This window comes from Sphingopyxis sp. LARHCG72, assembly GCF_052871675.1.
Genome location: NZ_JBIXJU010000002.1, coordinates 271,049 through 293,108, shown reverse-complemented (window position 1 = coordinate 293,108; position 22,060 = coordinate 271,049). Strand labels below are relative to the sequence as shown.

At 64.3% G+C, this 22,060-nt stretch carries 22 protein-coding genes and 2 pseudogenes; 13 read left to right on the top strand and 11 right to left on the bottom strand.

The window, feature by feature from the left end; translation table 11 throughout:
• Window positions 1-162 precede the first annotated feature (162 nt).
• The 3 genes from ACIPPQ_RS06580 (at window position 163) to ACIPPQ_RS06570 (ending at window position 5,346) form a co-directional block, all read left to right on the top strand.
• Complete coding sequence (locus tag ACIPPQ_RS06580) at window positions 163-1,845, top strand: sulfatase family protein (RefSeq protein WP_446543337.1); 1,683 nt, start codon at window positions 163-165, stop codon at window positions 1,843-1,845.
• Window positions 1,846-2,045: 200 nt separating this feature from the next.
• A complete protein-coding gene (locus tag ACIPPQ_RS06575) occupies window positions 2,046-3,401 on the top strand; it encodes a sulfatase-like hydrolase/transferase (RefSeq protein WP_446543336.1) in 1,356 nt (451 codons plus the stop codon).
• 25 nt (window positions 3,402-3,426) lie between these two features.
• Window positions 3,427-5,346 (top strand): sulfatase-like hydrolase/transferase, encoded by a 1,920-nt coding sequence (locus ACIPPQ_RS06570; protein ID WP_446543335.1) that lies wholly within the window; start codon window positions 3,427-3,429, stop codon window positions 5,344-5,346.
• A 170-nt stretch (window positions 5,347-5,516) separates the two neighbouring features.
• Here the strand turns inward: ACIPPQ_RS06570 and ACIPPQ_RS06565 are convergent, their stop codons facing one another.
• The 3 genes from ACIPPQ_RS06565 to ACIPPQ_RS06555 form a co-directional block, all read right to left on the bottom strand.
• The gene (locus tag ACIPPQ_RS06565; protein WP_446543334.1) at window positions 5,517-5,921 is read right to left on the bottom strand and encodes a response regulator; all 405 of its coding nucleotides are present in this window, start codon (window positions 5,919-5,921) and stop codon (window positions 5,517-5,519) included.
• Window positions 5,888-6,277 (bottom strand): response regulator, encoded by a 390-nt coding sequence (locus tag ACIPPQ_RS06560; protein WP_248459784.1) that lies wholly within the window; start codon window positions 6,275-6,277, stop codon window positions 5,888-5,890. Before ACIPPQ_RS06560 ends, ACIPPQ_RS06565 begins: the two co-directional genes overlap by 34 nt.
• A 486-nt stretch (window positions 6,278-6,763) precedes the next feature.
• Window positions 6,764-7,273, bottom strand: a complete 510-nt coding sequence (locus ACIPPQ_RS06555) for a transposase (protein WP_446543333.1) — start codon at window positions 7,271-7,273, stop codon at window positions 6,764-6,766.
• A 19-nt stretch (window positions 7,274-7,292) separates the two neighbouring features.
• Between ACIPPQ_RS06555 and ACIPPQ_RS06550 the strand changes: the two genes are divergently transcribed.
• Window positions 7,293-8,057, top strand: a complete 765-nt coding sequence (locus tag ACIPPQ_RS06550; RefSeq protein WP_446543332.1) for an IS110 family transposase — start codon at window positions 7,293-7,295, stop codon at window positions 8,055-8,057.
• A gap of 215 nt (window positions 8,058-8,272) precedes the next feature.
• On the opposite strand, the gene ACIPPQ_RS06545 is transcribed toward ACIPPQ_RS06550, so the two are convergent.
• The 8 genes and pseudogenes from ACIPPQ_RS06545 to ACIPPQ_RS06510 all read right to left on the bottom strand — a co-directional run bounded on the left by ACIPPQ_RS06545 (window position 8,273) and on the right by ACIPPQ_RS06510 (window position 16,495).
• Window positions 8,273-8,704 carry a hypothetical protein gene (locus tag ACIPPQ_RS06545; RefSeq protein WP_446543536.1) on the bottom strand — a complete coding sequence of 144 codons (432 nt, stop codon included), beginning with the start codon at window positions 8,702-8,704 and terminating at the stop codon, window positions 8,273-8,275.
• 341 nt (window positions 8,705-9,045) lie between these two features.
• A pseudogene (locus ACIPPQ_RS06540) lies at window positions 9,046-9,150 on the bottom strand (DNA cytosine methyltransferase); the annotation flags it as partial.
• 111 nt (window positions 9,151-9,261) lie between these two features.
• Window positions 9,262-10,185, bottom strand: coding sequence for a HEPN domain-containing protein (locus ACIPPQ_RS06535; RefSeq protein WP_446543331.1), 924 nt, complete (start codon window positions 10,183-10,185; stop codon window positions 9,262-9,264).
• A gap of 65 nt (window positions 10,186-10,250) precedes the next feature.
• A complete protein-coding gene (locus ACIPPQ_RS06530; protein WP_446543330.1) occupies window positions 10,251-11,192 on the bottom strand; it encodes a DUF2493 domain-containing protein in 942 nt (313 codons plus the stop codon).
• A gap of 333 nt (window positions 11,193-11,525) precedes the next feature.
• The gene (locus tag ACIPPQ_RS06525; RefSeq protein WP_446543329.1) at window positions 11,526-12,560 is read right to left on the bottom strand and encodes a DUF7146 domain-containing protein; all 1,035 of its coding nucleotides are present in this window, start codon (window positions 12,558-12,560) and stop codon (window positions 11,526-11,528) included.
• A 201-nt stretch (window positions 12,561-12,761) separates the two neighbouring features.
• Window positions 12,762-14,969: a ParB/RepB/Spo0J family partition protein gene (locus tag ACIPPQ_RS06520; protein WP_446543328.1), complete on the bottom strand. Its 2,208-nt coding sequence runs from the start codon at window positions 14,967-14,969 to the stop codon at window positions 12,762-12,764.
• A gap of 117 nt (window positions 14,970-15,086) precedes the next feature.
• The gene (locus tag ACIPPQ_RS06515; protein WP_446543327.1) at window positions 15,087-15,488 is read right to left on the bottom strand and encodes a DUF2958 domain-containing protein; all 402 of its coding nucleotides are present in this window, start codon (window positions 15,486-15,488) and stop codon (window positions 15,087-15,089) included.
• Entirely contained in the window at window positions 15,485-16,495 is a 1,011-nt protein-coding gene (locus tag ACIPPQ_RS06510) for an ArdC family protein (protein ID WP_446543326.1), read from the bottom strand. The genes ACIPPQ_RS06515 and ACIPPQ_RS06510 overlap by 4 nt, the downstream gene beginning before the upstream one ends.
• A 186-nt stretch (window positions 16,496-16,681) precedes the next feature.
• Between ACIPPQ_RS06510 and ACIPPQ_RS06505 the strand changes: the two genes are divergently transcribed.
• The 9 genes and pseudogenes from ACIPPQ_RS06505 to ACIPPQ_RS06465 all read left to right on the top strand — a co-directional run bounded on the left by ACIPPQ_RS06505 (window position 16,682) and on the right by ACIPPQ_RS06465 (window position 21,897).
• Complete coding sequence (locus tag ACIPPQ_RS06505; protein ID WP_446543325.1) at window positions 16,682-16,873, top strand: DUF6771 family protein; 192 nt, start codon at window positions 16,682-16,684, stop codon at window positions 16,871-16,873.
• Between the two features lies 1 nt (window position 16,874).
• On the top strand, window positions 16,875-17,204 hold the full coding sequence (locus tag ACIPPQ_RS06500; protein WP_446543324.1) for a hypothetical protein: 330 nt from the start codon (window positions 16,875-16,877) through the stop codon (window positions 17,202-17,204).
• Between the two features lie 12 nt (window positions 17,205-17,216).
• Window positions 17,217-17,729: a hypothetical protein gene (locus ACIPPQ_RS06495; protein ID WP_446543323.1), complete on the top strand. Its 513-nt coding sequence runs from the start codon at window positions 17,217-17,219 to the stop codon at window positions 17,727-17,729.
• 14 nt (window positions 17,730-17,743) lie between these two features.
• Window positions 17,744-18,391, top strand: a complete 648-nt coding sequence (locus ACIPPQ_RS06490) for an SOS response-associated peptidase (RefSeq protein WP_446543322.1) — start codon at window positions 17,744-17,746, stop codon at window positions 18,389-18,391.
• A 126-nt stretch (window positions 18,392-18,517) separates the two neighbouring features.
• Entirely contained in the window at window positions 18,518-18,643 is a 126-nt protein-coding gene (locus ACIPPQ_RS06485) for a hypothetical protein (RefSeq protein WP_446543321.1), read from the top strand.
• 290 nt (window positions 18,644-18,933) lie between these two features.
• Complete coding sequence (locus ACIPPQ_RS06480) at window positions 18,934-19,692, top strand: LuxR family transcriptional regulator (protein ID WP_446543320.1); 759 nt, start codon at window positions 18,934-18,936, stop codon at window positions 19,690-19,692.
• Between the two features lie 98 nt (window positions 19,693-19,790).
• Entirely contained in the window at window positions 19,791-20,414 is a 624-nt protein-coding gene (locus tag ACIPPQ_RS06475) for an acyl-homoserine-lactone synthase (protein ID WP_446543319.1), read from the top strand.
• Window positions 20,411-21,289: pseudogene (locus tag ACIPPQ_RS06470) on the top strand (phytanoyl-CoA dioxygenase family protein). Before ACIPPQ_RS06475 ends, ACIPPQ_RS06470 begins: the two are co-directional and overlap by 4 nt.
• A complete protein-coding gene (locus tag ACIPPQ_RS06465) occupies window positions 21,286-21,897 on the top strand; it encodes a GntR family transcriptional regulator (RefSeq protein WP_446543318.1) in 612 nt (203 codons plus the stop codon). The pseudogene ACIPPQ_RS06470 and the gene ACIPPQ_RS06465 overlap by 4 nt, the downstream one beginning before the upstream one ends.
• Window positions 21,898-22,060 lie beyond the last annotated feature (163 nt).

Here is a 22,060-nt window from a genome sequence, read left to right as displayed (position 1 = left end):
CGCGATGCGTCGCTGCCGATCTCTTCATTTTCAAACCCTCCCTATCTCGCTCCAATAGAATTGACAAGCTTGTCATATCGGATAACAACAAGTGTGAGAATGCCGCGGCCGCCGTGAGCTGGAAATCTAGGGGAGTATCCGATGCGCTTCAGGAAATTCATATTGGCCGCAACTGCCGCCTTGGTGCTGGCCCCTGCCTGCGCGTCCGCCAAACCAGCGGCTGCGACACCCGCCGCCCCCGGCAAACCGCGCAACATCATCTTCATCCTCGTCGACGATCTCAGATATGATGGCCTCGGCTTTCTCCAGTCGCAGGTCCGGACGCCGAATATCGACCGGCTCGCGCGCGAGGGCAGCTATTTCCCGAACACGCTCGTCACCTCTTCACTCTGCAGCCCCAGCCGTGCCACGATCCTGACCGGACAGACCGCGCGCAACCATCAGGTCGTCGACAACACCAATTCGTCGGAAGAGGGCCTCACCTTCTTCCCATCCTATCTGCAGCAAGCGGGCTATCAGACCGCGTTCGTCGGCAAGTGGCATATGGGCAACGACACCGACGCCCCGCGCGCGGGCTTCGACAAATGGGTGAGTTTCCAGGGACAGGGCAGTTACTGGCCGGCAGGAGATTTGCCGCCCGCGGCGGTCCGCGCGGGGGCCGTGAACAAGCTGAACGTCGACGGCAAGCATGTGCCCCAAAAGGGCTATATCACCGACGAACTGGGCGGCTACGCGCTCGACTGGCTGAAGAAGGAACGCGACCCGAAGAAACCCTTCTTTCTCTACCTCAGCCATAAGGCGGTGCATTCGGACCCGATGCCGCCGCCGCGCTACGCGCATCAATATGACAAGGTGAATTTCGCCCTTCCCGCGAGCGCCGCCAACACGCCCGAAAACTACAAGGGCAAGCCGATGTGGGTCTATAATCAGCGCAACACATGGCATGGCATCGACTTTTTCTACAACAGCGACATGAAGATGACCGAATATCTGCGCAGCTATTATGCGACGCTGTCCGCTGTCGATGACGGGGTGGGCGAGATTCTCGCCTATCTGCGCGCGAACAAGCTCGAAAAGGACACGATGATCGTGTTCACCTCCGACAATGGCTTTCTGATCGGCGACCATGGGCTGATCGACAAGCGCAACGCCTATGAAGGCTCGGTGCGGGTGCCGATGGTGGTCTGGGCGCCCGGCCTCGTCCCGGCGGGGAAAACCAACGCAGGCCGCATCCGCAACCTCGATTTCGCGCCGACCTTCCTCGATCTCGCGGGTGCCGCCGCTCCGCCGCAGTTCGAGGGATTGAGCGCGCTGCCGCTGATGACCGGCGGCATGTCCGCAGAGAAATGGTCGCCGCCCGATTTCATCTATGAATATTATTGGGACTGGCAGTTCCCGATGACCCCAGGCACCTTTGCGATCGAGCGCAACCGGATCAAATATATCCAATATTACGGGGTCTACGACACCGAGGAGCTCTATGATCTCTCGAAAGATCCCGGGGAAATGCATAATCTGATCGACGATCCGGCCTATCTCGATCGCAAGGTCGCGCTGCGCGCTGCGTTGTACAAGGGCTTGGCAAACCGCGCGGGCGATCACGCCATTCCCTTTACCGCGCGCTATGCGCGCGGAAGCGTGCGCCGCAACCGCGACGGCACCGGGTCGGCCCCTTTCCCCGACGCCTGGCAGGTCGAGCCGAACCGGCTCGACCGGCTCGACGATATTATTCCCGACAATCCGATGAAGGAGAAGGCGCATAAAGAAGGGCGAGCTTTTCTTCCTTACCCGGTCATGGGCGGCACGCGAGGTGAGGACGGCGGCAAGGGCAAACCCGACAAATGAGGGCGAAGCGGTGGCGTTTTATCGCTTGCTCGCGTGAGGACCGCGAACGAGGAACAGGCCGCAAGCCGACGAAGGCGCGATTATTTCTATCGCTCCTGGCGGGATCCGCAATCCTCGCCCCATGGGGATGGGCCACTTCCGCGCATGCACGGCCCGCCGCGTCCTCCCCGACCGCACCGGCGAAAACGCCGGCCACCCAAGTGGCGGCAAAGCCGAATGTCGTCGTCATCGTGGCCGATGACCTCGGCTGGCCCGACGTATCCGCTTATGGGCGCAGCGAGGTGCCGACCCCCCATATCGATCGGATCGCCAGGTCCGGCGCGGCTTTCTCGAGCGGTTATGTCGCCGCCTCGGTCTGCGCGGTGTCTCGCGCCGGTCTGCTCACGGGCCGAATGCCGCAACGGTTCGGCTTCACCTATAATATCAGCGACAAGGGCGATCCGGGCGCGGGTCTGCCGCCGTCCGAACCCACCCTCGCGGAGCGATTGAAGCCGCTCGGCTATCGCACCGCGGCGATCGGCAAATGGCATGTTGGCGCCGAAGACCGCTTCTATCCGACCAATCGCGGTTTCGACGAATTCTTCGGATTTCTCGCGGGCGAGACGGTTCATGTCGATCCGAAGGCGCCCGATATTGTCACTACGCCCACCAAAGCCGATGCCAACAAGCCACCGTTCACCACCCGGTCGGGCAATGGCGTCGTCATCGAAGGCGCCAACCGCCTGCCGGTCGATAATTTCGGAAAATATCTGACCGACGAGATCACCGACCGTGCGGTCGATTTCATCGGCAAGGCGGCGGACATACCCTTCTTTGCCTATGTCGCCTATAGCGCACCGCACTGGCCGCTGCAGGTGCCCCAAAGCTGGTACGACAAATTTCCCCACATCAAGGACTCCGCCCGCCGCACCTATGTCGCGATGATCGCAGCGATGGACGCCGGTATCGGGCGGATACTCGACAAGCTGGAAACGCAAGGGAGCCGTGAGAATACGATCGTGATCTTTCTGTCTGACAATGGCTGCCCGGTCCAGTTCGGCTTCTGCAGCGAAGATCAGGCCTGGGGAGCCGGCAAATTCACCTATCTCGAGGGCGGCATCCGCGTGCCCTTCCTGCTTTCATGGCCCGCCGGGCTGAAACCGCAGGGCATTATCAACGCTCCGGTTTCTTCGGTCGATATCGTCCCGACGGTCCTGCGCGCGGCGGCGCCGGACGCCGCTCTCCCCCCCGGGCTGGATGGCGAAGACCTGGTGATGGCCGCGCGGGTGCCACGCGCGACGCCGCGCCTGCTGATTTGGGGACAGGAGCCCGTGTTCGCGGCGCGATACGGCCCGTTCAAATATTGGCGTTCACATGACTGGAACGAGGCACATCTCTATAATCTGGACACAGACCCGTGGGAGCGCGAAAGCATCGCCGCGGACAATGCGCCATTAAACCATATGCTCGAGGTCGACGTCGAAAAATGGCGGGCCAGCCTGCCCGCTCCGCTCTGGAACCTCCATCTCACGCGACCGGTCACAATCGCCGGAAGAAAAACCGAGTGGGTCTATTAATGCCTATTCCAGGGAGACGATCATCATGACGATGCGCGGGAAGGATCTGCCGGCCGGCGCCCCCATTTCGCGGCGGACGATCGTGAGCGGCATGGCGGGTCTTGCGGCGCTCAGCGCCGGTGCAGCGAAGGGCGCACCACGCGAACGCCCCAACATCCTCTGGCTCGTGAGCGAAGACAATAATCCCTATGCCGGGGCCTATGGCGACAAGCTCGCCCATACGCCGACGATCGACAGTCTTGCACGCCAGGGTGTCCTCTTCCGCAAGGTCTATTCGAACGCGCCGGTATGCGCGCCCTCGCGCTTTGCGATCCTCACCGGCCTTTATCCCGAGAGCTGCGCGCCCGCGAACCAGATGCGCGCCGTGGGGAAGCTGCCCAAGGGGTTCCGCACCTATCCCGAGCTGATGCGTGAAGCGGGCTATTTCTGCGCCAACAACAGCAAGACCGACTATAATTGCGACATCTCGCCCGAGGCGATCTGGGATATTCAGGGAGCAAGGGCCCATTGGCGCAGTCGGCCCGCCGGCCAGCCCTTCATGGCCGTTTTCAACTATGAAACCACGCATGAATCGCGGATCTTCCGTCCGACCGCCGGACGCGTGAAGCCCGAGATGGTGACGATCCCGCCTTTCCTGCCTGACACTCCGGGCATGCGGCAGGATTTCGCCAGCTATTATAATCTTATGGAGCGGATGGACGGCCAGCTCGCTGACCGGCTTGCCGAACTCGACGCGGACGGGCTCGCCGAGGACACGATCGTGTTTCACTATTCGGACAATGGCGGGGTACTCGGCAGATCGAAGCGTTATTGTTACGAAGAGGGGCTGCGCTGCGAAATGGTCGTCTATGCGCCGCCCAAATGGCGTCACCTGCTGCCCGTCGCGCCCGGACGCGAGGTGGCAGCGCCGGTGTCCTTCGTCGATCTGGCCCCGACCGTGCTGGCGCTCGCCGGTGTAACCCAACCGCCGCAGATGCGCGGACGCGCGCTGCTCGGAAATCGTCCGCCCAGACCCGATCGCTACGCCTTCGCCATGCGCAATCGCATGGACGAGCGCATCGACTTCGTCCGGACGGTCACCGACGGGCGCTGGCGCTATATTCGCAACTATATGCCGCACCGTCCGTGGGGTCAGCACCAGGCCTTCCAATGGCTTGCCAAGGGCTATCAGGATTGGGAGGCCGCGCATCGGGCCGGCACTCTCAACCCTGTGCAGAATCGCTTCTTCGAAAAAAAGCCGTTCGAAGAACTTTACGACCTCGACGCCGATCCGCACGAGATCGACAATCGTGCGGCCGATGCCGCTGCACGGACCAAGCTCACCGAGCTGCGCGGCGCGCTTGATACCCATATGATCGCGATCAACGACAATGGCTTTCTCCCGGAAACCATGGAGGGGGAAGGCTTTATGGAAAGCCGGGCCGCCGGCGTCTATCCGCTCGCGAAAATCATGGCCCTCGCCGCGATCGCGGCCAAGGGCGAGGCCACGGGGCTTCCCGCGCTGCGGCGGGCCATCAAGAGCCCGCACGCGGTGCTGCGCTACTGGGCGGCCACTGGAATGCTGATCCTGGGTGCGGAAGCCGCGCCTGCCACGGGCGCCCTCCTGACCTTGATGCGCGGCGACCCCTCGCCGCTGGTCCGTATCGTCGCGGCGGAAACACTGGCGGCGCTTGGTGATCCTCGCGAACCGGTCGCGGTGCTGACCAGTCTCATCGACGAAGCGCCAAGCTGGCAGGTTCAGCTCCATGCCATCAATTCGCTCGGCTTCGTCGGTTCTGCCGCAACCCCCGCGCTCGGATCGATCCGCCGTGCGGCCGAGAGCGAGCAGGAATATGTGCGCAACGCGGCCCGATATCTCTTGGCCGTACTCGAAGGCAGCTACGAGCCATCGCTTCCGATTTTCGATCTCAAACGCTTGATGTCCAGCGCATCCGCGAAAGGCTGATCGCCAATCGAGACGCGCATTGCGTTGATGGATAGCCTGCGGCGTTCGCTTACTCTCGGGTTCGATACAGCGCGGACCGTGGTAACCACTGGACCTGGCCGCTAAACGGCTGTCCGGTCTCTAAACGACATTGCGGCAAAGCCGACGGCTCTTTTGAAGCACTGAACGCTCTAGCAGTCCTGACGCCGGGTCGCAGCCAGAAGCCGCTTGATGTGCGCTGCCACACTCTCAGGATCATAGGGCCTTTGGAGATGGGGTCCCTCGTCGCACAAATGGCCCGCCGCTTTTGCGGCCGAATCGATGCTGCCAGCCAGCACAATTTCGACATCGGGAAAGTGATCCTTGACCCATAAGCGCAATTCGAATGCATTATATCGACCGGTCAGTTGTGCGTCGGCCAGCAGTGCGTCGATCTTTACCGCACCTTCTTCGAGCGCGATGATGACCTCGTCCGACGTTGCCGCCTCGAAGACCTTGTAGCCACAGTGCCGGAGATAATCAGCGAGCGCGTTACGGATCAGGACGTCGGCGTCTGCAACGATCAGGCACTGTGGGTCTGGGAGCTTTTCTGCCATGGATCTCCAATCAGCCGCGCAATCGCATTGGCGAGTTCGGCGACCGTGTAAGGTTTTGCGAGAAATTCGTCGGCCGGATGGGACTCCGATCTGAACAGATGAGCTGAGCAGACGATAACCGGACGACCGGGCGCCAGCGATTTCGAGCGCCGCGTCAGTTCCATGCCGTCGATGCCGCCGGGCATCCGGACGTCGGTGACCAAGAGATCGACAAGCTGACCAGAACTCAGAATGTCGAACCCCTCTTCTCCGTCCGCCGCTTCCAACACCTCATAACCAATGTCCCGCAAGCTATCGGCCAGCATAAACCTGATCAGGAATTCGTCCTCGACGACGAGTATCGTCTGTGCACCCACCTTTTGGTCCCCGCCAAACGCCTACTCAGCGAGCCCGAAGGGGCCCGCACTCCACTGCGCTTTGGACAGAAACTAAACGTTGGTCAGCAAACGCAAGTTCCGGCACTTTCTGCCTATTCCTAAAACAGTCCAATTTATCTCCGGAATTGGCCGTTTGCGGTCAGGCAGCTCTTATGTTCGTTTACAAGAGCTTTTGGCATGGCAATATCCTCTCATCAGCATTGATGAAGCAAGTCGGTTCAAGCTGATGTGCAAAGTTGGAGGCAGGGCTTTCGACGACGGTTGACATACTCTTATGCGCGGGTTGGCTACCGCATTTCCGTAGGTTCGTCTGGAGCTGCCTCGGTCTTTCGGTCGGGCGTGGGCTTTTAGCCTGCCACAAAGCTGCCACGAGGGTTCTCCACCGGGGCCCTGCCCCCAATATTGCACATCAGCAGAAGGTATGGATTCGGGATTCTCCTGTTGCGGTTGATCGACGATGACGTTTCACGCCGCCTTTGCGGGAGCGACCTCCTGTCCGATCGCCCACAAAAAGGCGGCCATCTCCCGCGCGATTGCAGTGACGGCGACGGCCTTGGTCTTGCCTGCCATGACGAGCTTACGATAACGCGCACATAGCCGGATCTGGGCTTTCCATGCGATCTCGCGAACCGATCTTGGTAGCCCGTCCAGACGCGCCTCGATGTCGCGGCTCACCCGGGCAGGAAAGCGATAGGTCCACGCGCCCTCGATCAGCACGCGACGTGCTCGCACGTTACCAGCCTTGGTGATGCCGCCACGCCGCACCCGATCTCCGGTTGAGCTTTCAGACGGCACAAGGCCAAGATACGCCATCAGCTGGGGAGCACTGTCGAAGCGCCTGACTCGGTGCAATATGAATGTCCGCTTCTCTCCAGTTCTCACCAGAAGACCGTATGTTCGGTCTGCCAACGTAGCCCGCCCTCGTAGTAAGCAAGAAACGGGGATTGCGCCGGACGGGCCGGCACCTAGCCCCATGCTTAAGCGAGGGCGGACCATGGATAAGGATAGCGAACTTTTCGTCGGACTCGATACATCAAAATTGAAGATTTCGGTCGCGGTTGCCGATGGCGAACGGAATGGTGAAGTCCGATTTTTTGGCGACATCTCGGCAGAGCCGGCATCGGTAGCGTCGATGGTAGCGAAGCTCGCGAAACGCGGCTGCAAGCTCCACTTCTGCTACGAGGCGGGTCCGACCGGTTACGAGCTTTACCGGCAGATCATTGGGCTTGGTCATTGTTGCTCGGTGGTGGCACCATCGCTCATTCCCAGGCGTCCGGGCGACCGGGTCAAGACCAACCGTCGCGACGCTGTAAGCTTGGCCCGGCTCCATCGAGCTGGAGAGCTGACGTCGGTATGGGTGCCAGATGAAACGCATGAAGCTGTTCGCGATCTGGTGCGTGCGCGTGAGGTCGCAAATGATGGGTTGAGAAAAGCGCGACAGCATCTTCAGTCTTTTCTTCTGAGGCATGGTCGCATTTATGCCGGTCGCGCGCCCTGGACGCGGGTGCATAGTCGGTGGCTTGCGGTTCAGAGTTTTGAACACCCCGCGCAAAACATTGTGCTGGCCGAATATATACAGGCAATTGAGGACGCCGCGGTTCGCTTGGACAGGCTCACAAAACAGGTCTCCGAGGCAATGTCGTCGTGGTCAATGGGCCCGGTCGTTGAGGCCTATCAGGCGATGCGCGGCGTCGCGCTCATTACGGCTGTTACCTTTGTTGTCGAGATCGGCGATGTGCCTATGTCGGTCGCCGACTGATTGCGGACATTTGCTTTAGATGTATCCTCGGCGCCATCAACTAGCCGCGCAGCGCCGACTCCGTAACAGGCCATAGCTCATAGTCTGGCTAAGTCCCGGCGCGCGATCCCTTGCGGGACGGCGCGCCTTTGCTTCATTATGGAACGCCTCGCGGCAAGCCTGCAGTGTGGCGCGAAGCGCGTTCGGGAAAGCCTTGTCCGTTCGGCGGACCGGCGTCAGAAATAGGTTGTCTGAAAGGTAGCCAAATCCTGTTGCACCCCCGCTGCTGCAAGCAGTAGCGCGGCGTTTGCAGAATCGGTCTGCGCATAAGCCACGGCCTTGGCTTTGAGGTTCGGAACATCGTTGAACTGGTTGTTCGTGATCTGAAGCGGACCGAATCCATTCCATGCGGCACCGCGCGCGACCGCTGCGACTAGCTTGAAGGCCCATTCATTGTCGACGGTGAGCGAGAGCGCGACGTCCATCGAGGGAAGCGCGGTCGCCAACGGGTTCGAAACGTCCCATGTCGAGTGGGCCGCCCTTTCGAGATATTGGTTAAGAAGCTGCGCGAAAAGCGGACCGGCTGATGCGAGCGTGGTGATGAAATCAGGCGCGCGCGGCGCCTGCGCGACGACCCAGTTGGTAAAATCGGCATATTCCGCAAGCATGAACGGGCCGCCGACCTTGGCGACGGTACCGCATTTCCGATCAGACGCCAACGCAGGCGGTGCGGGGCGGCTTCAGTCCAGCCAGCCGGAAAACCTTGTAGCCGCTCGGCCGTTTCTATGGTCGGCACTTTTACGCCTCCATCGGGAAATAGAACTGCCGGTGGAGACGGGATCCCAATCGTTGAGCCCGCCTTGAGCGGCGGAATGGCGTCGTCCGTGAGGCCATGGCCAGCCCGGCCTTCGGTCCAATAGAAGCCAACAGGTCTCGTCAGGACTGGCTTGTTGGGTAGTAAATGAGTTCCTGCATCGGATAAAAGCGTCTCGCCAGGGTCTGCGTTCTTTTGAGCCAAGAAATAGAACCGCCGACGCCGCTGCGGCAGCCCGAAGGCTCGGCTGTCTAGAGTACGATATGCCCAAGCATAGCCCAGCTCTTCGGCCGCGTGCATCAGATACGACAACGGGGACGGAATGCTCGAATGCGGATGTAGCCATCCAGACGGTCGAAGGTCGGGAGCGGTTCGAGCGATTCCGAGGAAAGAAATAGATCCCGGAAGCCCCTACACGCCAGCGCGAGCTTCCAGTTCCGCAACGCGCTCGGAGCAAATGGCGTGTACTGCCCGGCCGAGTTCCTCGACACGCCCGGCGAGCCAGAGCAAATCCTCCTCACTGATCCGGTAATGCTTGGAATAGCGCGCCTTCACGTAGGCCTCCTTCAGCTTTTCGAATCGCGCGCGATCCACCTTCAATTCCCTCGGCCATGCGTCGACCAAACGCATATCGATCCGTTCAGCCTGGGTCCGTAGGAAGCCGAGATTGTGAACATGGGGCGTGTAGAAAGTGCAGACGAGCAATGCACAGTGATAGAGAAATTCCGCAGCTTGGTGAGTATCGAAGGCTGACTCCCGATATCGGCCTTGGCCACGGGTGTAGTTCGCGGTGTCTAATCGTCCAGCCGCTGCCGGATACCACTCGTCAAAATACTCCCGCGCCATCGCCAGCGCCTGATCGGGCGTCTTCGGCTTCGGCTGGTGCAATTCCTTGTCGTCATATTCGTAGAGCGCAATCCCGTCGCGCGCGACGTCCATGAAGAAATAGCGCCCGTGCGCGAGCCCGTCGTTCACTTCCTGCAACGTGTGGACGATGAAGTTCACCGGCGTGTGCAGCGTCCGGTCGATCGCGAGCTCGCGCATCAACCGGTCGTCGAGCTTGGCCCAGAAGTCGACCTTGTCGGTGAGGCGCTTGTCATTAACGATGATCAGCAGATCGAAATCCGAGCGATAGCCCTTGGCGGTGTGCGGCTCGTCGACCCAGCCGCCGCGCGCATAGCTGCCGTAGAGGATGACCTTGTCGATCCGGCCCTTCTTTTTCCAGCTCATCGTGCCGAGCGCCAAAGCGTCCTCGAATTCTTCGAAGATGATCGCCTTCACGCGCTCGAGTTCGCGCTGCTTGTTTGCCGGGAGATGATCGAGATCGTTACGCATCGTTCCTTCCTTCTGTGGTCACATGCTCGCCCGATGGCAAGCGCGGTCGGATCCAGACCGACACCTCATCGCGCCTCCTGAATGCGGAAATCCCAGACCGGGATGCCGAACGCCCGCGCCTTGTCGACGAGATTGTCCTGGATGCCGGTGCCCGAGAAGACGATGAGCCCGGCCGGCATCGCGTCGATCATGCGCTCGTTGCGCTTGAAGGGTGCGGCCTTCTTGTCGCGGTTCCAGTCGGGACGAAACACCACCTGCGGCACCTTGCGGGCATCGGCCCAGCAGGCGGCGGCGCGCTCGGCGCCGGTCGGGGTCGCGCCGTGGAGGAGAACCATGTCTGCATGGCGGGCATGGACTCGGTCGAGCGCCGACCAGATATGCTGGTGATCGTTGCACGACGGGCCGCCCGAGAAAGCGATGCGCGTGCCCTCGGGGATCAGCGCCTTCGCCTTTTCCCGGAGCCGCCGATCCATGAAGTCGCGGCTGTCGATCATCGCGGCTGTCATCGTCTGATGCCGCACCCGCGAGCCGGTGCGCGGAACCCAGGCCTTGCGGGCATGGATACGATATTGTTCGGCAGCGCATTCGCGGAAAAATTCCATCGCGTCGCGCCGCTCAATCATCGAGATGCCTTCGGCGATCGAGCGCTCGAGTTCGACCGAACGGATTTCGCTGCCATCCTGACTGCGCTGAAGCTCGCGCTGCGCCACCTCATTGCGATCGAGTTCGCGCTCGATCCGCGTGCCCGCGCCGTGGAAGAGGTTGACGACGCCCCAGAGCAGGTCCTCGAGATCGGGTTCGATCCTCGTGCCCTCCAGGCATCCCGCGAGCGCATCGAAGATATCGGCGACGGCGCCGCTGGCGAGCCGGTCGTCGGGAAGCGGGCGGCCGTCGGGTTCGTCCTCGAAGGGGCGATAGCCGTAGAGCTGCATTTCTTCGAGAAGATGCGCGCTCGCGCCGGATTCGAAGGACGCGTCGGGGTCGGGATGGTCGGCATCGTCGGTCATGGCGCTTGGTCTCCGGTTGCGGCCGCGCCTTTCGCGGCCTTCGCGGCGACGCCTCGCGGCACGCGGGGCGGGCCCGCACCGCGAGGGGGCGAGCCCCCGCGCGGCCGAAGCGCCAGCGGAGGATGGCGATGCCAAGGCTATTTTGTTTCGCGATGCAAAGGGGCGCGAGCCCCGGCGGAAAATAGCCGCCCGGCAAGCCATTGCGGCGCCCGCCCCCGCGTGCCGCAGTCGCCCTCCAGCGAAGGCCGAAGGCGCGGCCCCGGACAAGGGAAAGGCCAGATGACCGATGCCCTGCCCGAACGCCCCCGGCCCGCGCCCTTCCCTTCCGGCCGCTCAGCGGACGAGAAAGCGATCGGCATCATTGCCCCGAAGCAGCCGCCTCAGACGCCCGGCCAATCGCGCCCGCCCCAGCGCGCGGAGATCGTCGTTGAAGTCGCCACGCTCGGGCGGCAGCGGAACGAGTTCGATCCCGGCATCGACCGTCCGCTCGGCAAGGGTCTCCAACGCGCCCGTCCCGGCGGGATCGTTGTCGAAGGCGACATAGAGACGGCGCAGCGCGCGGGGAAAGACGATGGCGGCAAGATGCGCCGCCGACAGCCCGGCAACCATCGGCAGTTCGGGCAAGGCTTCGCGCAGCGACAGAATGGTTTCGATGCCCTCCCCGGCGGCCATGACCTCCCCTGCAGCGCCGAAGCGAACGCCGTGCCCGAGAAGATGGCCCATGGCGCGCCGCGGATCGGCGACGGGCGCCTTGCCGCCGGGCGGCGCCAGCCAGGTGCGATGGACGCCGACGACGGCGCCCCGATCGTCGGTCACGGCAGCGATCATCGCGGGCCATGCCGACGGCTCATCGGGGGCATCGCCCAGCGAAGCGCGATAATAGCAGCGCGGATGATAGCGCAGCGATCCCTCCGCGCCCGCGACGCCAAGCCCGCGCGAAGCCAGATAGACCGAGACCAGCGTGCCCTCGATCGGTTTCGATGCCGCCCAGAGCCGCCGCGCCGCCGCGGGCGTTCCCTGCGACGCCTTGCGAGCGCGCGGCGAAGCCGTACCCGGCAGCGGCATGGGCAGGCTCAGGAAGCGCCGCGCCTCGGCGAGCGTGTCGCGCATCGGGGCGTGACCGCAGCTCGCGGCAATGATGTCGAGAAGATCGCCATGTTCGCCGCTCGCGGCATCGGTCCATTTGCCGGCCCGGCCGCGCGCGCCGCCCTCACCGGACAGGAGCACATAGAGGCTGCGACCCGGGGTGCCGTGGATATCGCCGACGAGCCAGTAACGGCCTTCGCGGCGGCCAGCGGGAAGGTAGCGGCGACAGACGGCCTCGGCATTGTCGGCGAGGCGGGTGACAATATCGGCTATGCTGTCCATGGGGCACTCCGGCGACGGGCGCGGGACAGACGATCGTCAAGCGAACGACTGCCCCGTGCGAACGGCGCCGACAGCCCCTGCCGGCAAAGACCGGAGGATGGCACAGGGCGTCCGCAAATTTCAAGAAAATGCCGCAGGGTCCGGCGCGCGCCGGACCTGGTGGCGAGAAAGACGGGGCGACCGAAGCCGCCCCGCCCTTCGTCATTCGGCGGCGATGGGCATTTCGTCCCAGTCGCCATCGTCACCGTTGCGGTCGTCATTGACCTCGGTCAGATCGCCACCGGCATCGTCGCCTTCGATTGCCGCGTAGTCGGTGTCGCCAGCTTCCTCTCCGCCAGCCCCGTCTTCGCCGGCCGTCGCTGCGGCGACATCATCCTCGCCTGCGGCCGTTTCCTCCGCATCCGCGTCCACGACCGGCGTGCGCATCGGCTCGGGCAGCCAGCCCGACTCCTCGAGCAGCTTTTCGGCTTCGCGCGCCATGTCGGGCTTCTTCAGATGGTCGATCATGCCGGCGAACTCCGCGCCGCGGGCCTCCGCGACATCGGCAAGCAGCCGCGCCTTGGTCACGCCGCGGAAATAGCCATCGGCGGTCGGCCGCCACCCCGACGCCACGACGTCGAGATCGACCGCGCGCGCGAGGATATGGCTGTGCGCGATCCGCCGCGCGACGCTGCTGTGCGAGACGCGCCCGCTGCCATATTTGGGGACGATCTCGGCCTGCGCGTTGACACCGAGCGAGGCGCAGTGCGCGAAAAGGCTCGCCTGCTCGGCGGCATCGAGAGCAAGCAAAGCATCCCAGAGATCGACGTCATCTTTGGGCAGCCGGTCGCGCCATGCTTCATGCCGCGCCTCGATCGACCGCGCCGGCGCGCATTCCCGAAGCCCGTCCGGCTCGTTGGTGAAATAGACGGGCGACACCGACAGCTGCAGACAGGTTTCATGGCTGGTTCGGTAGAAGACCGACAGGACAAGCGCGTGCAGCACCGCGCCGAAGGCCGCCTCGGGACTTTGTGCAAAGGCATTCTGCAACGCCAGTGTCCGCCAGGCGGTGAGGTCGGAAACGAGCCGCTCGGGGAGCGGTTTCAGACCTTCCTCTTCGGGTTCGTCGGCACCAGTATCGGCGTCCGGAGCCGCGCCCGGATCGGCCGCAGCGCCGCCCGTGGTCTCGCCGGCGGACATTCCGTCCCCTTCGCCGCCGTCGCCGCTTTCCACCGCATCCACGACCGGCTCATCCTCGGGCCGCACGAAGCCGCGGTCGACGCGGATCGTACCATCATAATCGATCGATACGAAGACGCCGGCGATACCGATCTCCGTCACGTCAAAGATCTGCGGCCGGTCGGTGAGCGCCCCGATCTCGGCCTCGATCGCCTCGAGCCGCGCATGCACCTCCTCGGGAACGTCGGACTCTTCGGACCATTTGTCCGAAAGTTCGTCAGCCTCGGCTTCAAGCGCCGCGAGCTTCGCTTCCTCCTCTTCGGTCATCGCGACCTCGGTTCTTTCGAGCCAGCGCAGACCGCGCGTCGCCTGATAGGGCAGGTCGATGGCAGTCTGGACCCACTTCCAGCCTTCCGCTCCGATCCGCTCGCCGATCGCGCTCAGCTTCTCGTCGACGAGCCGGTCGAGCAGCGGCGGATCGGTGAGCCAGCCGCCGTCGTCGGCCTCGAACAGGTCACGCACGATGCCGCCACCCGCCGCGAGATAGGCATCGACGCCGACGAAGCGCACGCGCTTGTCGGCGGCGCGGACGCTGTTCTCGGTGAGCTTGCTGCGGATGAAGGCCGGCGACTTGTTGAAGCTGTGCGCGAGCAGCTCCCAGACCTGCGCCTGCCGCTCATGATCGTCCGACACCGTGAAGGCCATCAGCTGGTCGAGGGTCATCTCATCCTCGGCATAGAGGTCGTGCAGCGCCGGCGATACCGATGCGAGCTTGAGGCGCTGGCGCACGACGGCGGGCGTCGTCATGAAATGCGCCGCGATCGCCTCGACTTCGGCGCCCTTGTCGACCATCGCCTGCATCGCGCGGAACTGGTCGAGCGGATGCAGATTCTCGCGGACGGCGTTTTCGGCATAGCTGTCCTCTTCGGCGAGGATGCCCGAGGCCGACTGGACGATGCAAGGGACCGGCGCATCCTTCGCGAGCCGCTTCTGCTTCACGAGCAGTTCGAGGGCGCGATAGCGCCGACCGCCCGCCGGGATTTCGAAGAGACCGGTCTCCTCGCCGTCATCCCCAAGCTGCGGGCGTACATTGAGGCTCTGCAGCAGGGTGCGGCGCGCGATGTCGTCGGCGAGTTCGCCGATCGACACGCCCGCCTTCACGCGCCGGACATTCGCTTGGCTGAGAACCAGCCGGTCGAACGGGATATCGCGCGACGGGCTGAGGGTGATCTTTCGTTTTGCACTGGCCATGGCCATTCTCCATGACGGGCCGCCGCGAGACGCTCTCCCGGCTCAAAAGCCCGCCATGAAGCCCCGGCCTTCCTCGCCCTCGCGGGTCCGCCACCGGCGGACCCGAAGGCCGCTGCCTCAAGCGCGCCCCGAGAGGCGGCGCGCCGCGGTAAGCAGGCGCCGCTCGCCGAGGACGATCGAGCCCGCAGCGCGGGCGGCCTCGGCATAGACCGACAGCGGATGGGCTGCCTCGAACAGGAGGTCGCGCTCGATGCCGAGCCCGAACGGCAGGCGGACCGCCTCGAGTTCGGCCAGCGAAAAGCTGCCGAGCTCGGGGCAGCCGAAGCCGAGATCGGCGAGGCCGAACAGGATGCCGTCGACATCCATTTCGGTGGCGAGCCAGGTCGCGGCGCCGACCGGACTGAAAAAGCGCGCCACGGGCCGGGGGTCTGGTTCGCGCAGCCCGCGCTCGATCGCGTCGATCCGGTCGCGGGCGTTGGCGGTAAGCCGAACGGCGATTTCGGGTGTGAGGAGCTTCATGCCGCGATCCTTTCGGCAGGCGCCCGATCGTCATCGCTGGCGCTCGGGACAGGCGGAGCCGCCGCGGCCGATGCAACCGACGCGGCCGCCGCCTGCCCGGACGGATCGGGGCGAAAGGCGAGCAGATAATCGGCCGCCTTCGAGGCCGCGCTCGCCGCGCGGAGGATCGCGCGATGATCCTCGCGGATGATCTCGAGCCAGGAGCCGATATAATCGGCATGGCGCACAGACGGGGTGATACCGAGTGCTGCGCACACGAAGGCCCCGGCCATTTCGGCGATCAGTTCCTCATGGCCATAAGGCTTCGATCCGAGGCTCCCCGTCTGGTCGCGGTCGAGGCGGCTTTTATGGCCCGTCCAGTGACCGAGCTCGTGAAAAGCGGTCCGGTGCCAGTCGACCGGTTCGTAGAAATCGTCGGGACGCGGCACCGCGACGAAATCGTGGCGCGGGCTGTAATAGGCGGACGCCCCGCCGATGCGGAGGTCGGCGCCGGTCGCCGCGATCAGCGCGCCGGCCTGCGGCAAGATCAGCCCCTCGGGGATGGACGGCGCCGCGACATGATATTTGTCGGGCAGGCCGTCGCACTGGTCGACCGAAAAGAGGGTGAACTGCTTCAGGAAGGAAAAGCCACCCTTGCGCGTGCCCGCGCCGTCGCCGGCGGGCTCGGGCTCATTCCCAGCGGCGCGGCGCGTGTAAACGACCGGGGTGCCGCGTTCGCCGCGACGGACCGTACCGCCGAGCGCCACGGCTTGGCGGAAGGTCAGGAAGCCATGGCCCTGAAACCCGCGGGTCAGGACCGCGTGCCAGAGGGTGAGAATGTTGATGCCGCTGTAGCGCCGTTCGCTGAGGGCATTGTACGGAAGACCCACCACAGCGCGGCCCGCGTCCCACGGCTGCACCCAAGGCAGGCGCCCGGCTTCGAGGTCGGCGATGATCCGGCTGGTGATCTCTTCATAGAGCGTCGCTCGCGCGCCGCCCTGGCGCGACGATCTGGAAAGTTGGGACATGTCGGTTCTCCGCGGCGGACCGGCAGCGAGCCTCTCTCGCCGCGCCCGGTCCGTCCCCCGCCTCCTGCATGTCTCGCCCTCCCGGGCGGCGGCCCTGCCGCCGCGCGGCCGACACGCGCGCACGTCGCCCGAACCTGCAATGCTCGGAGCCTTGCCAAAATGTTCTTCCTATGTTCTCTTTAGGCCATGGACAGAATCGATACCGCCCGAGTCGCCGAGACCATCCTTTCCGCCCCCGGCTGGGCGCGCGTCGGCATTACCGCACCGACGAGCCACATCCGGGTCGAGGCCGCGTTCGAACTCGCGCGCGCGATCGTCGAGAGCATGCGCGCCGGCGCGGAGCCGACGAGCCCCGACCAGCTCGGGCTTTCGCTGTGACGTGGGCGGCTGGACAAAGGATGGGCAGCCCCGCGCGACCCATATTTTCGAAGCGGCCGCTTGGTTCCGGGCGATCAAGCCCGTGTGCCGCTGCGGGCATAGCGCGACCTTCAATCCCTATGGCATCTGGTGGCGCTTCCAGTGCCGGATGTGGGACGATGATCTTTTCAAGGCGCGGCAGAAATTCTGGTGCGTCCGCTGCGGCGCGCGGACGGGCAAGCGCGTTCGCCCGGTACGGATCGAGCTGGTCGACCCCGGCCCGGACGATATCGCGCTCCCCATGCCCGACGAACGCGAATGGAAGCGCGCGCTCAGCCGCTTCCGCGCATGAGGATTGACGACCATGGATATCGAAACGGACGACGCGCTCGTCGGCATCGGCAAGCTCCACCGGGTGATGGTGTGGGACGGGCAGCGCGAGCGCGAGAAGGAAATGCTCTGGGGGCTGCCGTCGCGCGACCCCGATATCTTCCAGATTCCGCTGCTCAAGTCCGAGACCGCGAGCATCGACCGGCCCTGCCTGCTGCTCGCCAACGAGTTCGGCCTCGTGAAGCGCGGCAAGACGGTTTACGCCGCAAGCCTCATTACGGAAGAGCCCTTCTTCTGCATCGCCGCGGTCTGGCGCCCGGCGCATCGCCTGTGGCCCGAGAGTTTCGCGGCGCTGACCGTGCCGGCCTATGACGATCTGGCACCGCACAAGGATCGCCATGTCGGCGTCGTGCGTCCCGAAGACTGGTTCGACTGGTTGATGGGGACGCGGCCGCCGCTGGACATATTGCGGCCCTTCCCCAAGAATAGCTTCAGCATCATGCCGCCGATCCAGCAGAATTTCGACGAGTTGCTGGGCGCGGCCTGAAAGGGACCGCCGTCATGTGCAATCTCGTCACGCTCAAGGCGTCGGTCGCCGAAGTCGCATCGGCCTTCGGTGCGCGCCGCCCGCTGACCAATGCCCAGCCCGGCGAGGTCTATCCCGGCGGGCAGGGGTTCGTGGTACGTGAGGATTCAGGCGTTCGCGCGCTCGCGGCCATGACCTGGGGATTTCCGGTGCGGCTCAAACAGATGAAGCCAACGAGCAAGCCCAAGCCCGTCAACAATGCCCGCGACGACAAGCTGATGACCTTCTGGCGAAGCTGGTTCACCAACCCGGCGCAGCGCTGTCTCATTCCCTTCACCGCCTTTGCCGAGGCCGAAGGCGAGAAGGGCCGGATGACCCGGACATGGCTGAGCGTCGCCGATCAGCCGCTCGCAGCCTGCGCGGGCCTCTGGCGGCAGAGCGACGAGTGGGGCGACTGCTATACGATGGTGATGGTCGATGCGACCGAGGAGCTTTTCCATATCCACGATCGCATGCCCGTCATCCTGCACGCCGCGGATCACGATCAATGGCTGCGCGCTGCGCCCGAAGACGCCATGAAACTGGTCGCCAAATATCCCGCCGAACGGCTCGCCGTCGAACGTACCGACATTCCCTGGTTCAGCCGCAAATCGCCGGCAGCGGACGCACCGCGGCTTCTGTAGGCGGCCCGGGGAGACCGGTGGGGGGACGATGCGGCTCCTGTGGCATCGAAAGCCGGGGGGGGGGGTCGTCAACGAAGGAGCCTTTTTCGTCTGTCCTACATCGCCTGTTCCTGCCATGCCGCTCCGATGACAGCGGAACCCAAATGGAAGCGCCGCGCCGTGGCGATCGAATATTGGCTCGTGTCAGCGCTGGTCGCTGGATCATTTGTCGCGGGACTCATCGCCGCGATCCGGTCGCTTACCGGCAGTTGACCACGTCCCTGCCGCAGCTGCGGCGACGTCCGGCGGAGCGAGCACCCGGGGCATCAACTGTCAAACTGGGTGCATCTCTTCAGCAGCAAGCTTTACGTTTCTTATCCGACTGTTAGACGGTGAGCACCGATAGATTGCCGCGCCGAGGCAGCGACCACAGCAGCCCGCCGCGCGATATCAGGACCCGTCGGAGACTTGTCCAACCTTCGCGCGCGCCGGAAAGGAACCGTCGGAGCGCGACCCCAAGGAGCGGACCGCGGGCAGCCGGGTCGGGAACGCGCCAGCGGCCGATGATCGACGTGAAGCATTTTCATCTGACGGAGGAACTCGCCCAGGACATTTCAGGCGCCGGACACGAAGACCAGCTTTTTGCGGCGCTCGCGCGAGCAGCCGGCCGCATGGGGTTCGACCATTTCGCCCTCGCCTTCGACCGGCGCGGCGGAGACGCCGCGTCGATGCTCGTCCATAATTATCCGGACGCCTGGGCCAAGCTCTATGTGGGCCTCGATCTCAGCGCGACCGATCCGATCCGCCGTGCCGGCGAGCGATCGATCACCGGTTTCGAATGGCGCAACGTGGGCCGTTTCATTCCCCTGTCGCGCGGCGACCGGCAGTTGCTCAGCGTCGCGCGAGAGAGCGGCGTCGGCGACGGTTTCACGGTTCCGCGTCACTTGCCCGGCGAGGCGACCGGATCCTGCTCCTTCGCGGTCAGTCCGCGCACTGGCATGCCGTCCGACATGCTGAACGTTGCCGAAATTATCGGCGCGTTCGCGATCGCAAGGGCCCGCGAACTCCTGGGAACGAGCCCGCTGCGGCCGCAATCGGTTCTCACCGAACGGCAGCGCGAATGCGTTCTCTGGTCCGCGCGCGGAAAGACCGCGGGCGAGATCGCCGACATTCTCGGAATCAGCGAAGAAACAGTGGTGCGGCACCTCAAGATGGCGCGCGATCGCTATTCGGTCCACTGCCGCTCGATGCTGATCCTTTGCGCGCTATTCGATGGCCTGATCGGCTTTTCGGACATTTACGACTGGTGGCGCTCCAACTGAGCCGCCGTGCAAAACGACAAATGCTTGCCCATTTCTGGGTATAGTCGACCCGCGGGATTGATGGTCTGAATCAGGCTTCCAGCAACGAAGGAAGTTTCATGATCACTCAATCCACGCGGGCGCCCGATGCGCCCGGCGATGCGGCGCTGCGCGCCATGTTCGCCGCCCGCAAGCAGGTCTTCATCGACCTTCTGAAATGGGATCTTCCCGTCCTCGACGGCCGCTTCGAGATCGACTATTTCGACAATCCCGACGCGCGATATCTCATCCTGCTCGACCCACACGACCTGCGTCACCGGGCGTCGGCACGGCTGCTGCCGACGACGGCGCCGCACCTGCTGGGCGATCTTTATCCGCATCTCTGCCCGGACGGCGCGCCCTCCGGCCACAGCATTTGGGAAATCAGCCGCTTCTGCCTCGACCCCGCGCAGACGGCCGCCGAGCGGCGCGAAGCACGCAACCAGCTCGTCAGCGCGCTCGCCGACCACGCCCTGCAAAACGGCATAACCGAATATGTCGGGATCGCTGACGCCGGCTGGTACGCGAAGATCAGCGGCTTCGGCTGGTCGTGCCGCGCGCTCGGTCCCGCCCTTGCCGACGGCGCCTGTCCGATCCTCGCCCTCAGCATCCGGATCGACGAAGACACGCTTGCCGGACTGCAGCGGACCGGGACCTGGGCGCCGCTAGGCCTCAAGCTCGAAGGCGGGGAGCTGACGCCATGAAAAGGGATCTTACCGAAGCCGACCTTCCGGGTCTGCTGGTCGAAGAGCTGCGCCGCAAGGGCTATTGCATCCTCCGTAACGAGGCGATCGCACGCGTCCACGCCCTTGCGCGGGATCTCGATCCGGTTTTCGCAGAGACGCCGTTTTGCGAGGGCAATTTCTACGGCCGCCGAACGAAGAGGTTTGGCAGCCTCCTGCGGCGATCGCGGCATATGTCCGAGCTGGTGCTCAACCCGATCATCCTGCCAGCGGTGGAGACGATCCTCGGGACCGGTTGTGACCGGATCCAGCTGAACCTCACGCAGGCAATCGAGATCTATCCCGGCGAAGTGCGGCAATATCCCCACCGCGACCAGGACATGTGGCGCGGCGCGGACGGCACCCAGGAATAACTGGTCAATGTGCTGTGGCCGCTGACCCCGTTCACGAGAGACAATGGCGCGACGCGCATCTTCCCGAAGAGCCATGGCGTCACGGGCATGGCGAAGACCGATCTCGGCACGCCGATCTATGCCGAATGCAAGCCCGGATCGGCGATCTGCTTCCTCGGCTCGACCGCGCATGGCGCCGGCACCAACCTCAGCAAGGAGGTCCGGCGCGGCGTGCTCATCAGCTACAGTCTCGGCTGGCTGAAGCCTTATGAGAATCTGTGGCTGGCCTATCCGCCCGACGTCGCGAGACATTTCCCGCCCGAGCTCGCGGCGCTCGCGGGCTATGCGCAGCACCGGCCCAATCTCGGAAATTATGAAGGCCAGTGCCCGTCGATTCTCCTGCGGGGCGATCCGCCCGGCCCCGTCGGCGCGGTCGATGCGCTGCGCCCCGACCAGGCCGACGCCGTTGCCGCGTTCGCTGCCGCCGAAAGGAACGGCCAATGAGCCCGGCGCATGTGTTCGAGCCGACCTATGAAGCGATCAAGCGGCGTTTGATGACGGGCGCATGGGCCGCGGGCGCCCGTATCGAGGCCGCGCGCCTTGCCGACGATCTTGGTGTGAGCATGACGCCGGTGCGCGATAGCCTCTACCGGCTGAACGGCGAGCGCATGGTCGACTTCACGCCCGGCCATGGATTTCATGCGCACCGCTTGGCCGAGACCGAGTTTCGCGACCTGCTGGAGTTGCACCTGATCCTGCTGCTCGCTGCGCTCGCGACCGCCCCGAGGGGCGCCGCGGCGTCGGTGCCCGCGGACCAGCCCTATCCCGACCGGATCGCGGACCTGTTCCTCGCGATCGCCGAGCGATCGGCGAACAGCGAGATCGTCGCAAGCATCGCGGCGATCGGTGATCGCCTGCAGCTATCACGGCATTTCGACGCCACGATCCTTGGGGAGATCGAAGCGGAGTATCGGCGGATCGAAGACGCCGTCGCTGATGCCGAGCCGCAAGCCGAGGTCCGGGGCCTGCTGCTCGGCTATCATGAAAGGCGCGCGCATGAGGCGGCGAGCTACGCCCGCATGTTGGGCAGTCATCCCGGGGGTCAGCCTTGACGCGCGTCGGCGCAAGCTGACGCTTTTGCTTGTCATCGCCGCCCTGAATTGACATGATTCAGCCGCGCGGGTGCATTTCTGGCAGCTCCCGCGCGGAATGTTTCGCCAGTCATCAAACACGCCAGTCCTTGATCGGACCGGCGGCCTAACCGGACCATGGACC

Coding starts and splice junctions, on each gene's coding strand:
- ACIPPQ_RS06570 (WP_446543335.1), top strand. CDS start 3,427: ATGACGATGCGCGGGAAGGATCTGCCGGCCGGCGCCCCCATTTCGCGG.
- ACIPPQ_RS06565 (WP_446543334.1), bottom strand. CDS start 5,921: ATGGCAGAAAAGCTCCCAGACCCACAGTGCCTGATCGTTGCAGACGCC.
- ACIPPQ_RS06555 (WP_446543333.1), bottom strand. CDS start 7,273: ATGGGGCTAGGTGCCGGCCCGTCCGGCGCAATCCCCGTTTCTTGCTTA.
- ACIPPQ_RS06550 (WP_446543332.1), top strand. CDS start 7,293: ATGGATAAGGATAGCGAACTTTTCGTCGGACTCGATACATCAAAATTG.
- ACIPPQ_RS06545 (WP_446543536.1), bottom strand. CDS start 8,704: ATGCTTGCGGAATATGCCGATTTTACCAACTGGGTCGTCGCGCAGGCG.
- ACIPPQ_RS06535 (WP_446543331.1), bottom strand. CDS start 10,185: ATGCGTAACGATCTCGATCATCTCCCGGCAAACAAGCAGCGCGAACTC.
- ACIPPQ_RS06530 (WP_446543330.1), bottom strand. CDS start 11,192: ATGACCGACGATGCCGACCATCCCGACCCCGACGCGTCCTTCGAATCC.
- ACIPPQ_RS06525 (WP_446543329.1), bottom strand. CDS start 12,560: ATGGACAGCATAGCCGATATTGTCACCCGCCTCGCCGACAATGCCGAG.
- ACIPPQ_RS06520 (WP_446543328.1), bottom strand. CDS start 14,969: ATGGCCAGTGCAAAACGAAAGATCACCCTCAGCCCGTCGCGCGATATC.
- ACIPPQ_RS06515 (WP_446543327.1), bottom strand. CDS start 15,488: ATGAAGCTCCTCACACCCGAAATCGCCGTTCGGCTTACCGCCAACGCC.
- ACIPPQ_RS06510 (WP_446543326.1), bottom strand. CDS start 16,495: ATGTCCCAACTTTCCAGATCGTCGCGCCAGGGCGGCGCGCGAGCGACG.
- ACIPPQ_RS06505 (WP_446543325.1), top strand. CDS start 16,682: ATGGACAGAATCGATACCGCCCGAGTCGCCGAGACCATCCTTTCCGCC.
- ACIPPQ_RS06495 (WP_446543323.1), top strand. CDS start 17,217: ATGGATATCGAAACGGACGACGCGCTCGTCGGCATCGGCAAGCTCCAC.
- ACIPPQ_RS06490 (WP_446543322.1), top strand. CDS start 17,744: ATGTGCAATCTCGTCACGCTCAAGGCGTCGGTCGCCGAAGTCGCATCG.
- ACIPPQ_RS06485 (WP_446543321.1), top strand. CDS start 18,518: ATGACAGCGGAACCCAAATGGAAGCGCCGCGCCGTGGCGATCGAATAT.
- ACIPPQ_RS06480 (WP_446543320.1), top strand. CDS start 18,934: ATGATCGACGTGAAGCATTTTCATCTGACGGAGGAACTCGCCCAGGAC.
- ACIPPQ_RS06475 (WP_446543319.1), top strand. CDS start 19,791: ATGATCACTCAATCCACGCGGGCGCCCGATGCGCCCGGCGATGCGGCG.
- ACIPPQ_RS06465 (WP_446543318.1), top strand. CDS start 21,286: ATGAGCCCGGCGCATGTGTTCGAGCCGACCTATGAAGCGATCAAGCGG.